The sequence below is a fragment of the Bradyrhizobium sp. AT1 genome (assembly GCF_001590795.1).
Taxonomy (GTDB): Bacteria; Pseudomonadota; Alphaproteobacteria; order Rhizobiales; family Xanthobacteraceae; genus Bradyrhizobium.
On the sequence record NZ_JXDL01000001.1, the window covers coordinates 4,186,427 to 4,203,686 of the forward strand.

General features: G+C 65.3%; 17 protein-coding genes and 1 pseudogene. 8 read left to right on the top strand and 10 right to left on the bottom strand.

Features of this window, described 5'->3' with window-relative positions:
* Positions 1–405 (bottom strand): annotated as a pseudogene (locus SE92_RS19490) (outer membrane beta-barrel protein); the annotation flags it as partial.
* Between the two features lie 193 nt (positions 406–598).
* Here SE92_RS19490 and SE92_RS19495 point away from each other — a divergent pair.
* Complete coding sequence (locus SE92_RS19495; protein WP_063197568.1) at positions 599–1,606, top strand: KpsF/GutQ family sugar-phosphate isomerase; 1,008 nt, start codon at positions 599–601, stop codon at positions 1,604–1,606.
* A 129-nt stretch (positions 1,607–1,735) separates the two neighbouring features.
* Here the strand turns inward: SE92_RS19495 and SE92_RS19500 are convergent, their stop codons facing one another.
* Positions 1,736–2,287 (bottom strand): carboxymuconolactone decarboxylase family protein, encoded by a 552-nt coding sequence (locus tag SE92_RS19500; RefSeq protein WP_063197570.1) that lies wholly within the window; start codon positions 2,285–2,287, stop codon positions 1,736–1,738.
* 84 nt (positions 2,288–2,371) lie between these two features.
* On the opposite strand from SE92_RS19500, the gene SE92_RS19505 reads away from it, so the two are divergent.
* Positions 2,372–2,698: a winged helix-turn-helix transcriptional regulator gene (locus tag SE92_RS19505; RefSeq protein ID WP_063197572.1), complete on the top strand. Its 327-nt coding sequence runs from the start codon at positions 2,372–2,374 to the stop codon at positions 2,696–2,698.
* A gap of 39 nt (positions 2,699–2,737) precedes the next feature.
* Here the strand turns inward: SE92_RS19505 and SE92_RS19510 are convergent, their stop codons facing one another.
* The 4 genes from SE92_RS19510 to hemH all read right to left on the bottom strand — a co-directional run bounded on the left by SE92_RS19510 (position 2,738) and on the right by hemH (position 6,486).
* Positions 2,738–3,181, bottom strand: a complete 444-nt coding sequence (locus SE92_RS19510) for an NfeD family protein (RefSeq protein ID WP_063197574.1) — start codon at positions 3,179–3,181, stop codon at positions 2,738–2,740.
* A 52-nt stretch (positions 3,182–3,233) separates the two neighbouring features.
* Positions 3,234–4,229: an SPFH domain-containing protein gene (locus SE92_RS19515; protein WP_063197576.1), complete on the bottom strand. Its 996-nt coding sequence runs from the start codon at positions 4,227–4,229 to the stop codon at positions 3,234–3,236.
* A 240-nt stretch (positions 4,230–4,469) separates the two neighbouring features.
* Positions 4,470–5,444, bottom strand: a complete 975-nt coding sequence (locus SE92_RS19520; RefSeq protein ID WP_063197578.1) for an ABC transporter substrate-binding protein — start codon at positions 5,442–5,444, stop codon at positions 4,470–4,472.
* Between the two features lie 4 nt (positions 5,445–5,448).
* The gene (hemH, locus tag SE92_RS19525) at positions 5,449–6,486 is read right to left on the bottom strand and encodes a ferrochelatase (protein ID WP_063197580.1); all 1,038 of its coding nucleotides are present in this window, start codon (positions 6,484–6,486) and stop codon (positions 5,449–5,451) included.
* Positions 6,487–6,568: 82 nt separating this feature from the next.
* On the opposite strand from hemH, the gene SE92_RS19530 reads away from it, so the two are divergent.
* Positions 6,569–6,967: an MAPEG family protein gene (locus SE92_RS19530; protein WP_063197582.1), complete on the top strand. Its 399-nt coding sequence runs from the start codon at positions 6,569–6,571 to the stop codon at positions 6,965–6,967.
* 157 nt (positions 6,968–7,124) lie between these two features.
* Here the strand turns inward: SE92_RS19530 and SE92_RS19535 are convergent, their stop codons facing one another.
* Genes SE92_RS19535 through SE92_RS19545 form a run of 3 tightly spaced genes read right to left on the bottom strand, consistent with a single transcriptional unit; the run spans position 7,125 to position 10,956 of the window.
* Positions 7,125–8,240, bottom strand: a complete 1,116-nt coding sequence (locus SE92_RS19535) for a nickel/cobalt transporter (RefSeq protein ID WP_198172706.1) — start codon at positions 8,238–8,240, stop codon at positions 7,125–7,127.
* A complete protein-coding gene (locus SE92_RS19540) occupies positions 8,237–8,875 on the bottom strand; it encodes a DUF1007 family protein (protein WP_063197586.1) in 639 nt (212 codons plus the stop codon). Before SE92_RS19540 ends, SE92_RS19535 begins: the two co-directional genes overlap by 4 nt.
* A complete protein-coding gene (locus SE92_RS19545) occupies positions 8,875–10,956 on the bottom strand; it encodes a M3 family metallopeptidase (RefSeq protein WP_063203639.1) in 2,082 nt (693 codons plus the stop codon). The genes SE92_RS19540 and SE92_RS19545 overlap by 1 nt, the downstream gene beginning before the upstream one ends.
* A gap of 136 nt (positions 10,957–11,092) precedes the next feature.
* Between SE92_RS19545 and SE92_RS19550 the strand changes: the two genes are divergently transcribed.
* From SE92_RS19550 to SE92_RS19570, 5 genes are all read left to right on the top strand, one after another.
* Positions 11,093–11,347: a hypothetical protein gene (locus SE92_RS19550; protein ID WP_063197588.1), complete on the top strand. Its 255-nt coding sequence runs from the start codon at positions 11,093–11,095 to the stop codon at positions 11,345–11,347.
* 672 nt (positions 11,348–12,019) lie between these two features.
* Positions 12,020–13,162 (top strand): type III PLP-dependent enzyme, encoded by a 1,143-nt coding sequence (locus SE92_RS19555; protein WP_063197590.1) that lies wholly within the window; start codon positions 12,020–12,022, stop codon positions 13,160–13,162.
* Positions 13,163–13,294: 132 nt separating this feature from the next.
* Positions 13,295–13,882: a GNAT family N-acetyltransferase gene (locus SE92_RS19560; protein ID WP_063197592.1), complete on the top strand. Its 588-nt coding sequence runs from the start codon at positions 13,295–13,297 to the stop codon at positions 13,880–13,882.
* A 146-nt stretch (positions 13,883–14,028) separates the two neighbouring features.
* The gene (locus SE92_RS19565) at positions 14,029–14,418 is read left to right on the top strand and encodes a RidA family protein (protein ID WP_063197594.1); all 390 of its coding nucleotides are present in this window, start codon (positions 14,029–14,031) and stop codon (positions 14,416–14,418) included.
* Between the two features lie 64 nt (positions 14,419–14,482).
* Positions 14,483–15,925, top strand: a complete 1,443-nt coding sequence (locus SE92_RS19570; RefSeq protein ID WP_063197596.1) for a homospermidine synthase — start codon at positions 14,483–14,485, stop codon at positions 15,923–15,925.
* A 66-nt stretch (positions 15,926–15,991) separates the two neighbouring features.
* Here SE92_RS19570 and SE92_RS19575 read toward each other — a convergent pair whose 3' ends face one another.
* A complete protein-coding gene (locus SE92_RS19575; RefSeq protein WP_063197598.1) occupies positions 15,992–17,176 on the bottom strand; it encodes a cytochrome P450 in 1,185 nt (394 codons plus the stop codon).
* Positions 17,177–17,260: the final 84 nt, after the last annotated feature.

Here is a 17,260-nt window from a genome sequence, read left to right on the forward strand (position 1 = left end):
CTTCGGCTGGCCGGGATAGAGCTTGGGTTGCTGTCGCTTGCGGTTGAGGGCGTCGTAACCGGAGCTGCTCGCGCCGCTCGCGGCGGGAAGGCCATAGGTCGGGACCTGACCGATGCGCGAGGTCGCCGGCGTTTGCTGACGCTTGCGCGGATCGGCACTGGGATCGGGCAGCGCGGGAAGCGCATCCGACGGCGCCTGCGGCACGCCCGCCGTGCGGCGGGTCGGTAGCGTCTCGGGCGAGGCGAAGCCGCCACGGTTGGGATTGAACAGGTCGGGCGTGAGGCTCTGGGCGGCCGCGGGCGCGCTTCCGAGGGTCGTCAGCGCAAGACAAGGGACAAGACACGGCAAAGCCGCGCGCAGAATGAGCGCGCGTTTGCTCCGGCCAGTGCCTGGAGACGACCCCACGATGGAATAACTCCAACGAAATCAAACACTTTCACGATCGCCCCCACCGGCTGGCGGGAACCATCGTTAATGGAGTTAAAACAATTATGGTTAATGACCCGTTGAGGGCCGCGGCCGGCTCGTCGCCTCTCTGCCCGGGCCGTGCTAAGCAGGCGCCAACGGGCGAACGCCCCACCCTTCCCTGGACGAAAACATGCCGAGCTCGAAACCGCTGATGACCGCATCATCCGGCCCCGTTCCTGACAGCGTCGAATCCGCGCTCCGCACGCTGGAGACGGAGAGCGGCGGCATCAACGCGCTTGCAGCCGCCCTGCGCGGCCCGCTGGGCGCGACATTCGCGAAGGCGGTGGATCTGATCCGCAACGCCAAAGGCCGCGTCATCGTCACCGGGCTCGGCAAGTCGGGCCATATGGGGCGCAAGATCGCTGCGACGCTGGCCTCGACCGGCACACCCGCCTTCTTCGTGCACGCCGCCGAGGCCGGCCATGGCGACCTCGGCATGATCACCACCGACGACGTCATCATGGCGCTGTCCTGGTCCGGCGAGCAGCCGGAGATGAAGAACGTCGTGAACTATTCGGCACGCTTCGCCATCCCCATGATCGCGGTGACCTCGAACGCAGCCTCCTCGCTGGGCCAGGCCGCCGACATCGTGATCGAGCTGCCGAAGGCGCGCGAGGCCTGCCCGCACAATCTGGCGCCGACCACCTCGACGCTGATGCAGGCCGCCATCGGAGACGCGCTCGCGATCGCGCTGCTCGAAGGCCGCGGCTTCACTGCGCTCGAGTTTGCGCATTTCCACCCCGGCGGCAAGCTGGGCGCGATGCTGAAATTCGTCCGCGACTACATGCGCACGGGCGCGGAAATCCCGGTCAAGCCTGAGGGCACCGCGATGTCGGAGGCCGTGGTCGAGATGTCGGCCAAGGGTTTGGGGTGCGTCTGCATCGTCAACGAAGCCAACGAGGTCGCGGGCATCATCACCGACGGCGATCTGCGCCGCCACATGCGTCCCGATCTGCTGACGGCATCGGTCGACGACATCATGACGAAGCAGCCCAAGACAGTGCCGCCCTCGATGCTCGCCACCGAGATGATCGAGGTGCTGAACACGCGCAAGATCACCACGCTGGTCGTGACCGAGGCCGGCAAGGTGGTCGGCATCGTGCATCTGCACGATCTGCTGCGCGCCGGCGTGGCGTAAGCGCGCGGCCTCTCTCCACGCCGTCATTCCGGGGCGCGCCACTTGGCGCGAGCCCGGAATCCATTCATCTCAGTGGACGCTGCACGATGGATTCCGGGCTCGCGACTTCGTCGCGCCCCGGAATGACAGCTACACAGGAAACCGCGCCGCGTTCTCCTCCAGCGGCAGCCGCAGCCCGTTCGCCATATACGACACCGTGCGATAGAAGCCGCACAGCAGCATAATCTCCAGGATCTGCGCCTCGTCGTAATGCGCCGACAGCGCGGTGAATTCCTCGTCGCTGAGCGTCGCGCGATGATGCAGGGCGTCGACCGCCGCCATCAGCACTTGCTCCGCCGCTGACCAGCAGGCCGACGCCGCATCCCCCTGTACGGTCGCACGCACCTCCTCCTCGGTAAGCTTCGCCGGCCCGGCAAAGATCGCGACATGCACACCCCACTCATACTCACACCTGTTCAGCGCGCAGGTGCGGTCGATGACGATCTCGCGCTGGCGCAGCGAGAGCGGGCCGGGATCGAGCAGGCCGCCGGCACGAAACTTGTCCCAGGCGCGGCCATGGCCCGCCATCACCCGAAACAGCATCAGCGGCGGCGCGCCGCGCATGATGCGGTCGAACTGCGTCTGGATCTCCGGGGGATAAGGCGGGCTGAGCGGGGCGGTGCGCGGCGTGGATGGGGACATGGCAGAAGACATGGGCAGCGTCCGTTGCTACACTTATCGTAGCGATACGCTACACTATTTGTAGCACTCCGCAAGGGACCATTCATGACGAAGCAGGCCGCCTCGAAGACACGCAGCGTCCGCGGCTCCCGCACCGGCCGGCCGATCATGGCGCTGCTGGACCTGCTAGGCCGGCGCTGGAGCCTGCGGATCCTTTGGGAGCTGCGGGACGCCCCACTCACCTCGCGCGCGCTGCGCAGCGCCTGCGACGAGGCCTCGCCGACGGTGCTGCAGACACGGCTGACCGAGCTGCGCGAGGCCGGGTTCGTCGAGCTTGGCGAAGGCGGCGGCTATGGGCTGACGCCGCTCGGGCGGGAATTGTGCGAGATAGTCATGCCGCTGCACCGGTTTGCGGAGCGGTGGAAGAGGTAGTGTCTGCTTACCCTCCCCTCCAGGGGAGGGTAAGAGACACTACGCCGCCGCCACGGTCAGGTTCGCGCCATCCACCTGCACCACCTTCACCCGCGTTCCCGCCGGTGTATCCGGACCAGCGACACGCCACACCGTGTCGCCGATGCGCATGGTGCCGCTGCCGTCGATGATCGGCTTCTCCAGGGTGAACTCGCGGCCGAGCAGGGCCTCGCTCCGCTTGTTGAGGAACGGGCTGGTGCTCGCATCGCTCTTCGGCCGGGCGAGGCGGCGCCACACCGGGACGGCGGCAGCGGCGAAAATCGCGAACATCACCAGCTGCAGCTGCCAGGACAAGGCAATTGCGAACGAGATCAGCCCCACCAGCAGCGCGGCGAGCCCGAGCCAGAACAGGAAGACGCCCGGCGCCAGCACCTCCAGCGCCATCAGGATGAAGCCGAAGATCAGCCAGTTCCAGCTGCCGAGCGATACGAACATGTCGGTCATGACACGACCTTCTATCATGGTGCGCGCCCCTATCGGAGAGGCACGCCGGTGACTATCCCTGCCGCGGCGGCACCGCCGGCGGCGTGCTGCCGGTCGGCGGCACGGAGCCGGGGCGGCGAGCGGCGGCAGCCGCGCTCTCGCCGAACGTCGCCTTGGCGATCTCGCCGATGCCGGCGAGCGAACCGAGCATGCTCGTGGCTTCGATCGGCAGCATGATGATCTTCTGGTTCGGCGCCTCCGCGAACTGGCCGAACGCCTTGATATATTTGTCGGCGATGAAATAGTTCAACGCGGCGACGTCGCCCTTGGAAATGGCCTCGCTCACCATCTGCGTCGCCTTCGCTTCCGCCTCCGCTGAACGCTCGCGGGCCTCGGCATCGCGGAACGCGGCTTCCTTGCGGCCTTCGGCCTGCAGGATCTGGCCCTGCTTGGCACCCTCGGCGCGCAGGATCTCCGACTGGCGCTGGCCTTCGGCGGCGAGGATGTCGGCGCGCTTGACGCGCTCGGCCTTCATCTGACGGCCCATGGCTTCGACGAGATCCGCCGGCGGCACGATGTCCTTGATCTCGATGCGGTTGACCTTCAGGCCCCAGGGCGAGACCGCGGCATCCACGACGCGGAGCAGGCGCTCGTTGATCTCGTCGCGATGCGACAGCACCTGGTCGAGATCCATCGCGCCCATCACCGAACGGATGTTAGTCATGGTCAGGACGGTGATGGCCTGCGTCAGGTTGGAAACCTCGTAACTCGCCTTGGCCGCGTCGAAGACCTGGTAGAAGGCAACGCCGTCCACCGTCACGGTCGCGTTGTCCTTGGTGATGACCTCCTGCTCGGGAATGTCGATCACCTGCTCCATCATGTTGATCTTGCGTCCGACGCGATCGAAATAGGGCACGATCAGATTGAGCCCGGGACTGAGCGTCTGGGTGTATTTGCCGAATCGCTCGATGGTCCAGTCGTAGCCCTGCGGCACCGTCTTCACGCCGGCGACCAGCGTGACGATGACGAGCAACACCAGAACAATCGCGAAAATGTCGAAACCGCTCATATTTCCTCCAAAACGGAAAAGAAGCCAGGAAAAGACCCTTCCCGCGCCGTCATTGGTCGGGATCGCAACCCTACCGGTTCAGCGGTCGCAAGTAACGTCGGGACTGGCGCAATTCCGGACAAGACGGGTGCAGAGGGAGCGGTCTCGATATGTATTTGCGGAAGGCCCTTGAAAGCGCGCCGGCTCAGACCTAGCGACGGATATTGACGCATCCGGCGATGCGGCCCGCTGCGAACGGCCTCATTCGATGACATCGTTTGCGATTGCGAGCAGGACCGCGGGAAGCGTGATGCCAAGCGCCTTGGCCGTCTTCAGGTTGATCGTCAGTTCGAACCTAGTCGGATTCTGGACCGGCAGATCGGCTGCCCGCGCGCCCCTCAGAATGCGGTCGACGTAAGAGGCGGCGCGGCGCAGCTGCTCGGCGCTATCGGTGCTGTAGGACATCAGCCCGCCCTCCTCGACGAAAGCACGGCTCCAGAACACCGCAGGCACGCGCGCCTCCGCAATGGCTGCCAGAAGGCGCGCGCGGTTGGCCATGGTGAAAAAGTCAGGCAGGACGAGCAGCCCATCGGCCTTCCTGGAGGCCAGCGCCACGATCGAGGCTGTGTCATGCACCGGCGCAGGCTCGACCGTCACGTGAAGGGTCCGGGCCGCATCCTCGATGGTGCGCAGCATCAGCGGTGCGAACGGCGCGGTGGCGGGATTGTAGACGACGGCAACGCGGGACACTTTCGGCGTGACCTGCGTCAGCATCTCCAGCCATTTGCCGGCGAGTGGACCGTCATAATCGGTGAAGCCGGTGACGTTACCGCCGGGATGCGCGAGGTTTTCGACGAAACCCTGGCTGACGGGATCGGTGACGACGGCGAACACGATCGGGATCGTCGTGGTGCGCCGGCTCAGCTCCTCGAGCGAGGGCGTGCCGACCGCGAGCAGGATGTCGGGCTTGAGCGCGATCAACTCGTCGGCGAGCTGCGCGATACGGGCGCGATCGGCGCCACCGCTGCGCCAGTGGACCTTGAGGTTGTCGCGCTCCTTCCAACCAAGGCCGGCGAGCGCCTCGACCAGGACCATGCTGCGCGTGTGGCCGATCGCATCGTCGGCAGCCGTGACCGAGAGCATGCCAAGCCGGCGCATTGCGTTCGGCTGCTGCGCCAGCACCGGCGCTGGCAGCGCCGCGATCATCCCAAGCGTCAGGAGTTCGCGACGGTTCACGGGATTAGATCCAGCCCTGAAGCTCGCGCAGCACCAGGGCGCGGATGACGTCCATGCCCGGCTCGCTGTCGTTGAGGCAGGGGATCGCGGAGAACTCTTCACCGCCATTGTGCTTGAAGATCTCGGCGTTTTCCTGCGCGATCTCCTCCAGCGTCTCCAGGCAGTCGGCGGAAAAGCCCGGCGTCACCACGGCGATGCGGCGCACGCCTTCCTTGGCAAGCCGCTCCATGGTCTTGTCGGTATAGGGCTGGAGCCACTCGGCATTGCCGAAGCGCGACTGGAAGGTCAGCAGCAGCTTCGTCTCGTCCATGCCGAGCCTGCGGCGCAGCGCCTCCGTGGTGGCGATGCAGTGCTGCTGATAGGGATCGCCCTTGTCGACATAGGATTTCGGCATGCCGTGGAACGACGCCACGATCAGCTCGGGCTTGAAGGACAGCGTTGCCAGATGCGTCTCGATCGAGACCGCGAGCGCGTCGATATAGGCCGCGTCCTCGTAATAAGGCGGCGTCACCCGCAGCGTCGGCTGGTTGCGCAGCTGCGCGAGCACGCGGAACACTTCGTCGCAGACGGTCGCCGAGGTCGAGGCCGAATATTGCGGATACAGCGGGACCGCCAGAATGCGCTCACAGCCTTTCGCGATCAGCGCGTCGATGCCCGACTTGATCGAGGGATTGCCATAGCGCATCGCCCAGTCCACGACGACGTGGCTGCGCTCCGACAGCGCGGCCGCGAGCTTGTCGGCTTGCGAGCGCGTGATGGTCTTCAGCGGCGATTCGTTCCTCTCGGTGTTCCAGATCTTCTGGTAGTCCAGCGCCTTGGTGCGGGGACGGCTGCGCAGGATGATGCCGTTCAGCACGGCTTTCCAGATCAGCCCCTGGTCCTCGATGACGCGGGCGTCGCTGAGGAACTCCTTCAGATAGACCCGTACGCCCGGCGCATCGGCCGTGTCGGGTGTTCCGAGATTGACCAGGAGCACGCCGACGCGCGGCAAGGCGGATTGGGCGGCCGGTCTCGCGGCCTCGATGGGGACGACACTGGTCATGGCTCTGTGGGTCGCGCGTTGGTCCAAACTTGTCAAGATGAGGCCGGTTTCGCTAGGGTCGCACCCAGGCGGGGGAGAAAAGATGACACTCGCGGAATGGTGCGTCTTAGGAGCGCTGCTGCTCTATCTGTCTACGATCGCCGCGGTCAAATGGATCAGGTTTCGCCGCTTCGACAATTCCCGGCCGCGCGACCCCGCCTTCTACGAGGACGCCCTGTCGCAGCGAGCGCTCGGCGCGCATCAGAATGGCATCGAGACCTTCCCGTTCTTCGCCTTCGCCGTGCTGCTTGCCGAATACCGGGACTCGCCGCAGCGGCTGATCGACGAGCTCGCGGCATTGTTCCTGATCGTCCGGATCGCCTATGTGCTAACCTATCTCGGCAACCGCCCGACGCTGCGCTCGATCCTCTGGAGCGTCGGCTTTGCGATCAATCTCGGGATCTTCTTCATGCCGATGCTGAAGCGGTTCTTGCCGGTGTAACGCTCTGGCTGCCGTGTCCCGGACGCGGTGCAGCGCGCTTGCGCTGCTCCGCAGAGCCGGGACCCAGAAGGCCACGTTACCACATGGCGAGATGGGCCCCGGCTCTGCAGCGCACCGTCGAAGGGACGCTGCGCTGCGTCCGGGGCACGAGTGTGCCTCAAAAACACGTCGTGCGCTCGGCCGCAATGTAGCCGAGCAACAGGCCCGCGCCGAACAGCAGCACGACGCCTGCGGCCGCGAATTCGATGCCGCGCATGAACAGCGCGCCGCCGCCGTCGCGACCGGCGCTGAGGCGGGCGGCGATGTCCTTGGCGGAGACGGCGACGACCGCGATGGCCGCCACCGTGATCGCGGTGCCGAGGCCCATCAGGAAGGTCGCGGCGATGCCGGCCCAGAACAAGCCCTGGGCGAGTGCAAACACCAGCACCAGGATCGCACCCGAACAGGGGCGGATGCCGACGGTAAGGATCGCGGCAAAACCGCGCCGCCAGCCGCCGGGACCGGCGAGCTCGCTCGGCGTGGGGCCGTGGGAATGGCCGCAATGCTCGTCGTGGACATGGTCATGCCCGTGGTGGGCATGGGCATGGCCGTGATCGTGATGATGGTGATCATGATGGTCATGCGCATCATGATGATGGTGATGGTCGTGATCGTGATCGTGGTGATGCGGCACGCCGGCGATCGCGGGCACGGGCTGGGCCGCCTGCAGCGCCCGGATGAAAGTGCGGCCCTTGACCCAGACGAGGCGCAACCCGAACAGCGCGATGAGGGCGTAGCTCGCGATCTCGATCGCGCCTTCCGCCTTGCACATGGTCTTGGCCGTCGCGTTCAGCACCCAGGCCGAAATGCCGACGATCAGGATCGCCACCAGCGACTGCATCAGGGCAGACGCAAACGACAGCGCGATGCCGCGCCGGGCGGTTTCGCGGTTGGCGACGAGATAGGAGGCGATCACCGCCTTGCCATGGCCGGGGCCGGCGGCATGAAAGATGCCATAGGCGAACGAGATGAACAGCAGCGTCCACACCGCCGAGCCGTCGGACTTGGCGGCGCGGATGGTCGACGACATCTGACGATAGAATTCCGACTGCTTGGCCAGGATCCAGCCGATGAGGCCGTTTGCTTCAGGTTCGGCGGCCTGCGCAGGGCGCGGCGCGCCAAAAGGGTTTTGCGCGAGGAGATCGTGGAGCGCGGCATCGGCCAGGCTGACCACCAGCAGGACAGCGGCGCAAGCGACCAGGCCGCGCGCGAGCGGGGAGAGTTGCGGCTTCAAGGGCAATCCACCGTGATCTTGTTGGCGAACATCATGCCGAAATTGGAGTTCTCGCCGTTCAGGAAGGTCTGCTCGTTGAGCTTCTGAGCGCTCGCCGAGCCGTCGTTCGGCCGATCCAGCTTCATCTGGCAGCCCGCGGGCGCGCCGACCAGCTTGACCGGGTTGTCCTTGGCCATCTGGAAATCGATGAAGAAGGAGCGGTCGAACACTTCGAGCACCAGTTGCTTGGGCTTGACCGGATTCTTCAGCGGCAGCGTGAAGTGCAGGGTCAGCACCGTATCCTTGTAGTCGAGGAAGTAGTCGACCGGCTCCTGGAATCGCTCCTTCTTGCCGTCGGCTCGCGCGAAGGTGAAGTAGGCGTATTCCTTCAGCGACTCGACATTGGTCTGTGCCAGAGGCCCGAGCTCCTCGCGCGTATAGGCGCCCTTGGTCTTGCTCTCGAGCCCCTGCACCGCATAGCTCGAGAACATGTCGTCGAACGTCCAGGCGTGGCGGACGCCGGTGATGGTGCCGTCGGCAGCGTAGAGCAACTCGCTGGTCGCGGTGATCCAGACATGCGGATGCGCGCTGGCCGCCCCCGCCGCGAGCGTCGTCGCGGCGGCGAGCAGCCATCCGAACAGAGCCCGCATCCCCATCAGGCCGCCTTCGGGGCGTCGAGCAGGCCGCGACGACGGAGCAGCGCGTCGGGCTCGGGCGGCCGGCCGCGGAACGCCTCGTAGGCCGCTTCCGGATCGACCGATCCACCGCTCGCATAGATGTCGTCGTGCAGGCGCTTGGCGACAGCGGGATCGAAGATGTTGCCGGCCTCCTCGAATGCGCCGAAGGCGTCGGCGTCCATCACCTCGGACCACATATAGCTGTAATAGCCGGCCGCGTAGTGGTCGCCGGTGAAGATGTGGCCGAACTGCGTCGGGCGGTGACGCAGCGCGATCTCCTCGGGCATGCCGATCTTTTCCAGCTCCTTCTTTTCGAAGGCGCGAACATCCTGCGCCGCGGACGCCGGCTGGGTGTGGAACTCGAGATCGACCAGGGCCGACGAGACGAACTCGACCGTGGCAAAGCCCTGGTTGAACTTTCGCGCCGCGAGGAAGCGCTGGAGCAGGTCATCCGGCAGCGGCTCGCCAGTCTGGTAGTGGCGGGCGAACTTCTGCAGCACCTCGGGCCGTTCCTGCCAGTGCTCGTAGAGCTGCGACGGCAGCTCGACGAAGTCGGTGAACACGGAGGTGCCGGACAGCGAGGGATAGGTCACGTTGGAGAGCATGCCGTGCAGGCCGTGGCCGAACTCGTGGAACAGGGTGCGGGCATCGTCGGGCGAGAGCAGCGAAGGCTCGCCGTCGGCACCCTTGGCAAAATTGCAGATGTTGAGGACCAGCGGCGCGACGTCGCCGTCGAGCTTCTGCTGGTCGCGTAGCGAGGTCATCCAGGCGCCGGAGCGCTTCGACGGACGGGCGAAGTAGTCGCCATAGAACAGCGCCTTGTGCTTGCCGTCCCTACCCTTCATCTCCCAGACCCGGACGTCGGGATGCCAGACCGGAACGTCCTTGCGCTCCTCGAAGGTGACGCCGAACAGGCGCGTGGCGCAGTCGAAGGCGGCTTCGATCATGTGGTCGAGCGCCAGGTAGGGCTTGATCGCGGAATCGTCGAAATTGGCGCGCTGCAGGCGCAGCTTCTCGGCGTAGAAGCGCCAGTCCCAGGGCGCGAGCTTGAAATTGCCGCCCTCTTCCGTGATCAGCGCCTGCATCTCGTCGCGGTCGGCAAGCGCCCGGGCGCGCGCCGGCTTCCACACCCGCTCCAACAGGCCTCGCACCGCGTCCGGCGTCTTGGCCATGGAGTCCTCGAGCCGGTAGGCGGCGTAGGTCGGATAGCCCAGGAGGTTGGCGCTCTCCTCGCGCAGCTTCAGGATCTCGACGATGGTTTCGTTGTTGTCGTTGGCGTTGCCGTTGTCGCCGCGCGCGATGAAGGCCTTGTAGACCTTTTCGCGGAGGTCGCGCCGGGCCGAGCTCTTCAGGAACGTCTCGACCGAGGACCGCGACAGCGTGACGATGGCCTTGCCTGCCAAGCCGCGCTCTTCCGCCGCAGCCTTGGCGGCGGCGACGAAGCTCTCCGGCAGGCCCTGGCGGTCGGCCTCGCCCAGCTCCATGAACCAGTCCTGCTCGTCGCCGAGCAGATGATGGCTGAAACCGGTGCCGAGCTGGGCCAGCTTCTCGTTGATCTCGGCCATCCGCGTCTTGGCCTCCTCGGAGAGGCCGGCGCCGGCACGGTGGAAGCGGGTGTAGGTGCGCTCCAGGAGACGAAGCTGCTCGGGCGTGAGACCAAGATTGGCGCGGTTCTCGTGCAGCTGGGCGATGCGACCAAACAGCACGGCATTCATCATGATCGGATTCCAGTGCCGCGCCATCCGCAAGGAGACTTCCTTGTCGATCTCCAGGATGGCCGGGTTGGAATGCGCCGAGACGAGGTCGTAGAAGACCGCTGCGACCTTGCTCAGCAGCTTGCCGGAGCGCTCCAGCGCCGTGATGGTGTTGGCGAAGTCGGCCGCGGCGGGATCGTTGGTGATCGCCGCGATCTCGGCGGAGTGGTCGGCGAAAGCCTGTTCGAACGCCGGGAGGAAGTGCTCCGGCTTGATCTCGTCGAAGGGCGGGGTCGCAAACGGCGTCACCCAGGCCTTCAGCAGCGGATTGGTCTCGGAGTCCGTAGTTTGGCGGGGTTCTGACATCGCAAGTCCGATTTTCATGGCTCGATTGTTGCGGCCAGCTATAGCATGCGATGGGGCTTTTTTGGGCCATTTGGCCTTGCTCCCGGCCGCCTTTTCGGGGAGATTGCGGCCCTCGAAGCCACGGACCCCTGAGCTCATGAACGCGCCTTCCTCGTCTTCCCGTCAGATCGCCTGGCCCAGCGTCATCACCGTCATCAGCGCCGCCATCCTGATCGGCGCGGAGGTGTTCGGCGCGGCCTTTGCCGGCGGCTGGGCGCTCGCGATCCTGTTCGGGCTCGGCGACCAGGGCACGCATATCCTGCAGGCCGTGCTGTTCGCGCTCGGCGTGCTGGTGATGACCGCCTTCATCCGCGCAGCTCAACGCGTCGAGCCCTTCACCAAGCTCCGCTGACGCTGCTCGCGCGCGGGTGACGCGCGCACGAGACGCAAAAACTTAACGCCCGTTCATCTTCCGCGTCGCTCGCGCAACACTGCGCAAGCAGATGTTAGGCAATTCTGTTCTCAGCCTAAAAAAATTCTTGCGAAGCAGAGTCAAAACGCTTATGTGCGCTCTTGCCCAATTTCGCACGTGCCTGTGGTCGTGTGTCAGTCGGTAGGTATCCGGACAAGAGGCCGGACAGCCGCCAAGGGGTGAAGAAGCCGAGGGGCTCTTCGGAAGTGCGGAAGTCGGAAGGCTCATCGCCGGAAGACGAAAGCAAACCCGGAGCGTCCAGCATCTCTCTCAAGAGATGCCTTGTCGAAGGTGACTTCACTTTTTGCAACCGTGACTGGCAGCCGGAGGCGAACCGGCGCACCCCGCTCTCAACGGGGGACGCGACTTAAAGCAACGACGGATCGGGCTTTTTTGGTCTCTACCGGCAGTCCAACGCCGGCGCGGGCTACTGAAAAGGCTTGTCCTTCATTGCCAGGTGTGCGGGCGGGAACACTCCCAACCAATCCACGGCAGCACAGTCTGATTTGAGTCTTTGGCTTGTCACGCCTCCATCGCGTGATCTGGCCGGGGCGCATATCCGACGACATTTTTTGAACGGATCCCCGTCGCTGGGCCGTTTGGGAGAGTGCTATGACCGAACGTATTCAGGAATTCCTGCGCAACCGCCGCAAGGATGGCCTCGACACCGAGCCGTGCCTCGTCGTCGACCTCGAGGTCGTGCGCGACAATTACCAGACCTTCGCCAAGGCGCTGCCCGACAGCCGCGTGTTCTATGCCGTCAAGGCAAACCCGGCGCCGGAAGTGCTGGCCCTGCTCGCGTCCATGGGCTCCTGCTTCGACACCGCGACGGTCGCCGAGATCGAGATGGCGCTGGCTGCGGGTGCGACGCCCGACCGCATCTCCTTCGGCAACACTATCAAGAAGGAGCGCGACATCGCGCGCGCCTTCGCGCTCGGCATCCGGCTTTTCGCCGTGGACTGCTCCGCTGAGGTCGAGAAGGTCGCCCGTGCCGCCCCCGGCGCGAAGGTGTTCTGCCGCATCCTCTATGACTGCGCCGGCGCCGAGTGGCCGCTGTCGCGCAAGTTCGGCTGCGACCCGGAGATGGCGGTCGAGGTGCTCGACCTCGCCAAGCGCCTCCGGCTGGAGCCGTGCGGCATCTCGTTCCATGTCGGCTCGCAGCAGCGCAAGGTGAAGGCGTGGGACCGTGCGCTGGCGATGGCCTCGCAGGTGTTCCGCGACTGCGCCGAGCGCGGCATCAACCTGACCATGGTCAACATGGGCGGCGGCTTCCCGACCAAGTACCTGAAGGACGTGCCGCCGGTCGTGACCTACGGCCGCTCGATCTTCCGCGCGCTGCGCAAGCACTTCGGCAACCAGATTCCGGAGACCATCATCGAGCCGGGCCGCGGCATGGTGGGCAACGCCGGCGTCATCGAATCCGAGGTCGTGCTCATCTCGAAGAAGAGCGACGAGGACGAGGTCCGCTGGGTGTATCTGGACATCGGCAAGTTCGGCGGTCTCGCCGAGACCATGGACGAGTCGATCCGTTACGCCATCCGCACCCGCCACGACGGCGCGGACATGACGCCGTGCGTGCTCGCAGGTCCCACCTGCGACAGCGCCGACGTGCTGTACGAGAAGAGTCCGTACCCGCTTCCCGTCACGCTCGAGATCGGCGACAAGGTGCTGATCGAAGGCACCGGGGCCTATACGTCGACCTACTCGTCGGTGGCGTTCAACGGCATCCCGCCGCTGCGGACGTATCACATCTGATCCGTCTCTCTTTTTGAGAGGCCTGACGAACCGGGAGCCGGCTTGCCGGCTCCCTCCCTGACATCTCGATTCTGACGACGTCTTGGACCGGCGTGCTGCGCGCATGTCAGCTCAAGCGGGGACTGACGCGCCATGACCACTCCTCGGAAGCCACAGATCACCCTCACCTCGAAAGCCGCTCCGTTCGCGATCCGTGCGGAACGTGCTGCCGACGTTGCGATGCGTGAAGCGCTGCTGGATGCCTGCTTTGGCGAGAACCGCCACGGCCGCACCTGCCAGCGCCTGCGCGACCGACGTGCACCTGCCGCAGGCCTTGCCCTGTCGGCGATGCGCGAGGGCAAGCTCGTGGGAACCGTGCGGCTGTGGCACGTCAGCGCCGGAGGCAGGCCCGCTCTGGTCCTCGGACCGCTGGCGGTCGACCCTGCCTGCCGCGAGCTCGGGATCGGCGCCGCGCTGATGCATCAAGCGCTGGCCGCCGCCCGGGCGCGCGGACATGCCGCAGTGATCCTGCTCGGCGATGCCCCCTATTACGCCCGCTTCGGCTTCTCGGGCGAGAACACCGGCGCGCTGTCGCTGCCCGGCCCGTTCGAGCGCGACCGGCTGCTGGCGATCGAGTTCGCGGAAGGCGCACTCGACGGCGCCGAAGGGATGATCGTCCCGACCGGCGCGCCCCTGCCCAAACGGAGGTCGGTTCGCGCCCTCGACGCGCGCGCGGCCTGAGGGATCGCCATGATGGTGACGACCGAAGCCGCGTTCCGCGGCAACGTTCGGCCGCGCCTCTGCCAAGCCCGCGCCTTTGGGGTTGCGCAGGCGCCGGAAACGCCCTTTAACCCCGCGAAATCCTCCTTCCAGTCGAGGTCCAAGACATGTCCCGTCGCCTGATTTCCACCGGCTCCCCGTTCGAGAAGACCGCCGGCTACAGCCGCGCCGTGATCGACGGCGAGTTCGCCTTCGTCGCGGGAACCACCGGCTATGACTACACCACGATGACGATGCCGGCAGATGTCACGAGCCAGTCACGCAACTGCTTCAAGACGATCGAAGCTGCCCTGAAGGAGGGCGGTTTCGAGATGGCCGACATCGTCCGCGTGACCTACTACCTCACCGACATCAAGGACGCAGACGCGCATTTCGCCGTCTGCGGCGAAGTGCTCGGCGACATCCGCCCGGCCGCAACGCTTCTCGTCGTCTCGGCGCTCTACAAGCCCGAGATGAGGGTCGAGATCGAAGCCACCGCCAAGCGCCGCAGCGTCTGACAAGCGCCGCACCTGATCCACCCCTCATCCTTTGTCCGCCAGCACGTTTCGGAGAAACCATCCCATGAGCCCCGCCTCGCAGATCTACGCGAAGATCACCGGTCCCATCGTCATGGTCGGCTTCGGCTCCATCGGCAAAGGCACGTTGCCGCTGATCGAGCGGCATCTCGATTACGACAAGTCGCGCGTCACCGTGATCGATCCCAAGGACGAAGGCCGCAAGGCGCATTGCGAGAAGCACAATGTCCGCTTCGTCCAGAAGGCCGTGACCAGGGACAATTATCGGGAGTTGCTGACCCCGCTGCTCACCGAGGGCGGCGGCCAGGGCTTTTGCGTCAATCTCTCGGTCGACACCGGCTCGACCGACATCATGGAGCTCTGCAACGAGCTCGGTGCGCTCTATATCGACACCGTCAACGAACCCTGGCTCGGATTCTATTTCGATGCCTCGAAGGGCCCGGAAGCGCGCTCCAACTACGCCCTGCGTGAAGCAACGCTGGCCGCCAAGCGCGCACGCCCCGCGGGCTCGACGACGGCGGTCTCCTGCTGCGGCGCCAATCCCGGCATGGTCTCCTTCTTCGTCAAGCAGGCGCTGCTCAACGTCGCCGCTGATCTGAAGCTCAACGCTCCCAAGCCGAAGACCAAGGCCGAATGGGCGGATTTGATGCGGCAGGCCGGCATCAAGGGCATCCACATCGCCGAACGCGATACCCAGCGCTCAAAGAAGCCCAAAGAGCCCGACGTCTTCGTCAACACCTGGTCGGTGGAAGGTTTCCTGTCGGAAGGCGTGCAGCCGTCCGAGCTCGGCTGGGGCACTCACGAAAAATGGATGCCTGAGAATGCAAAGACCCACGAGGCCGGCTGCGGCGCTGCCATCTATCTGATGCAGCCCGGCGCCAACACGCGCGTGCGCACCTGGTGCCCGACCCGCGGCGCGCAATACGGCTTCCTCGTCACCCACAACGAGTCGATCTCGATCGCCGACTATTTCACCGTGCGCGACGCTTCGGGCACGGCAATCTACCGGCCGACCTGCCACTATGCCTATCATCCCGCCGACGACGCCGTGCTGTCCCTGCACGAGATGTTCGGCCGCGCCGCCAAGATGCAGGAGAAGCATCACATCCTCGACGAGAACGAGATCGTCGACGGCATCGACGAGCTCGGCGTGCTGCTGTTCGGCCATGACAAGAATGCCTATTGGTACGGCTCGCAGCTCTCCATCGAAGAGACCCGCAAGCTCGCCCCTTACCAGAACGCCACCGGCCTGCAGGTGACCTCCGCCGTGCTCGGCGGCATGGTGTGGGCGCTGGAAAACCCGAACGAAGGCATCGTCGAAGCCGACGAGATGGATTTCGATCGCCTGCTGGAAATCCAGCTGCCCTATCTCGGCCCGGTCAAGGGCTTCTACACCGACTGGACGCCGCTGACGGATCGTCCGGGACTGTTCCCGGAGGATATCGACACGTCTGATCCGTGGCAGTTCAAGAACGTTTTGGTGCGGTAGGCTCTCTCCTCCGTCATGCCGGACCGCGCTTACGGGCTCGACGTCGAAGGCCTGCGTCCCGCCAGCCTATTGGAGGAGAACCGGCAGATTGAGCGGGCCGCGGAAACCAAAGCCGTGCCAGCGGACGCTCGCGGGATCAGGCAGGGTCATACGGGGGAAGCGCTCGAACAACATCGGCAGAAGGATGGCGCCAACCGTCCGCCGCGAAAGGTGCGCGCCTGCGCAGTGATGCGGGCCGTTGCCGAAGGCTTGATGAGGATTGGGTTCGCGCAACGCGTCGTAGCGCTCGCCATCCTCGAAGACCTCCTCGTCCCGGTTGGCTGAGGCCTGTATCGTCATCACCGTGTCGCCCTTCGGGATGGAGCAGCCGCGAATCTCGGTGTCTTCCATGACGAGACGCGAACTCGCCTGGATCGGCGCCACCCATCGTACGCCTTCCTCGAAAGCGGATCGCCATTTGCCGCCTTCTCGGACGGCTTCAAGCTGGTCCGGGTTAGTCAGCAAGCCGTAGATGATCGTCAGCAGAGCGTCACGCGGCTCGTTGATGCCACCCCCGATCGCGATCTTGACGTTGGCAATCATCTGACTCTCGGCGATCGGGTTTGCTGCGTTCACCATGAAGGACAGCGCGGAGGAATCCTGTTCGGTGCGAACGCGTTCGAAATTGCCACGGATACATCGATCCATCTCCGCATTGGCAAGGTCGGTTGCTTCGAAGGGTCCTGGCGTCCAGCCAAAATTGCCGGCGCCGTCGATCAGGGTCTGGGACCATCGTTGCATGTCCTGGTCGCTCGCGTCCGGAACGCCCATGGCATGGGCCAGAATCCGCGCTGCGATGGGGCCGGCGAGCGTGGGGAAGAGGTCAACGACCTCGCCGCGGGGCAACCGGTCGAGATACGCAGCGGCCAGTTTCGCATAGAGGGGTGCCCAAACGGCCTCGATCGTCTTCGGCATCAGGGCCGGCATCATCGCCATCCGCTCGCTGCGGTGCTCGTCGTGGTCCTTGCGCATCAGCGTATGGGCCAGGAAGGCCCGCTTCATCGGCGTGTTCGGATCGTCGGAGCTGAACAGCGCCGCGTTGTCCTTCACATATTTGGTGTCGGCAGCCTTGGTGAGGAAGGTGCGTCCCACGGATTTCACTCGCAGCACGGGCGCCTCGCGTCGCAGCCGCCGGTAGATCGGATAAGGATCGCGCGTAAGCTCCGCGATCGAAATCGTCTCATCGAGGGGCGCCAGGCTTGCGGTCGGCATGGAGTGATCCTGTGGGGTGCAGGTCAGTTTCCGCTCCGGATCATACCGGCGCAAGTGAAGCAGAACAACGGCTCACCATCACGC

Coding starts and splice junctions, on each gene's coding strand:
- SE92_RS19495 (WP_063197568.1), top strand. CDS start 599: ATGCCGAGCTCGAAACCGCTGATGACCGCATCATCCGGCCCCGTTCCT.
- SE92_RS19500 (WP_063197570.1), bottom strand. CDS start 2,287: ATGTCCCCATCCACGCCGCGCACCGCCCCGCTCAGCCCGCCTTATCCC.
- SE92_RS19505 (WP_063197572.1), top strand. CDS start 2,372: ATGACGAAGCAGGCCGCCTCGAAGACACGCAGCGTCCGCGGCTCCCGC.
- SE92_RS19510 (WP_063197574.1), bottom strand. CDS start 3,181: ATGACCGACATGTTCGTATCGCTCGGCAGCTGGAACTGGCTGATCTTC.
- SE92_RS19515 (WP_063197576.1), bottom strand. CDS start 4,229: ATGAGCGGTTTCGACATTTTCGCGATTGTTCTGGTGTTGCTCGTCATC.
- hemH (WP_063197580.1), bottom strand. CDS start 6,486: ATGACCAGTGTCGTCCCCATCGAGGCCGCGAGACCGGCCGCCCAATCC.
- SE92_RS19530 (WP_063197582.1), top strand. CDS start 6,569: ATGACACTCGCGGAATGGTGCGTCTTAGGAGCGCTGCTGCTCTATCTG.
- SE92_RS19540 (WP_063197586.1), bottom strand. CDS start 8,875: ATGGGGATGCGGGCTCTGTTCGGATGGCTGCTCGCCGCCGCGACGACG.
- SE92_RS19545 (WP_063203639.1), bottom strand. CDS start 10,956: ATGTCAGAACCCCGCCAAACTACGGACTCCGAGACCAATCCGCTGCTG.
- SE92_RS19550 (WP_063197588.1), top strand. CDS start 11,093: ATGAACGCGCCTTCCTCGTCTTCCCGTCAGATCGCCTGGCCCAGCGTC.
- SE92_RS19555 (WP_063197590.1), top strand. CDS start 12,020: ATGACCGAACGTATTCAGGAATTCCTGCGCAACCGCCGCAAGGATGGC.
- SE92_RS19560 (WP_063197592.1), top strand. CDS start 13,295: ATGACCACTCCTCGGAAGCCACAGATCACCCTCACCTCGAAAGCCGCT.
- SE92_RS19565 (WP_063197594.1), top strand. CDS start 14,029: ATGTCCCGTCGCCTGATTTCCACCGGCTCCCCGTTCGAGAAGACCGCC.
- SE92_RS19570 (WP_063197596.1), top strand. CDS start 14,483: ATGAGCCCCGCCTCGCAGATCTACGCGAAGATCACCGGTCCCATCGTC.
- SE92_RS19575 (WP_063197598.1), bottom strand. CDS start 17,176: ATGCCGACCGCAAGCCTGGCGCCCCTCGATGAGACGATTTCGATCGCG.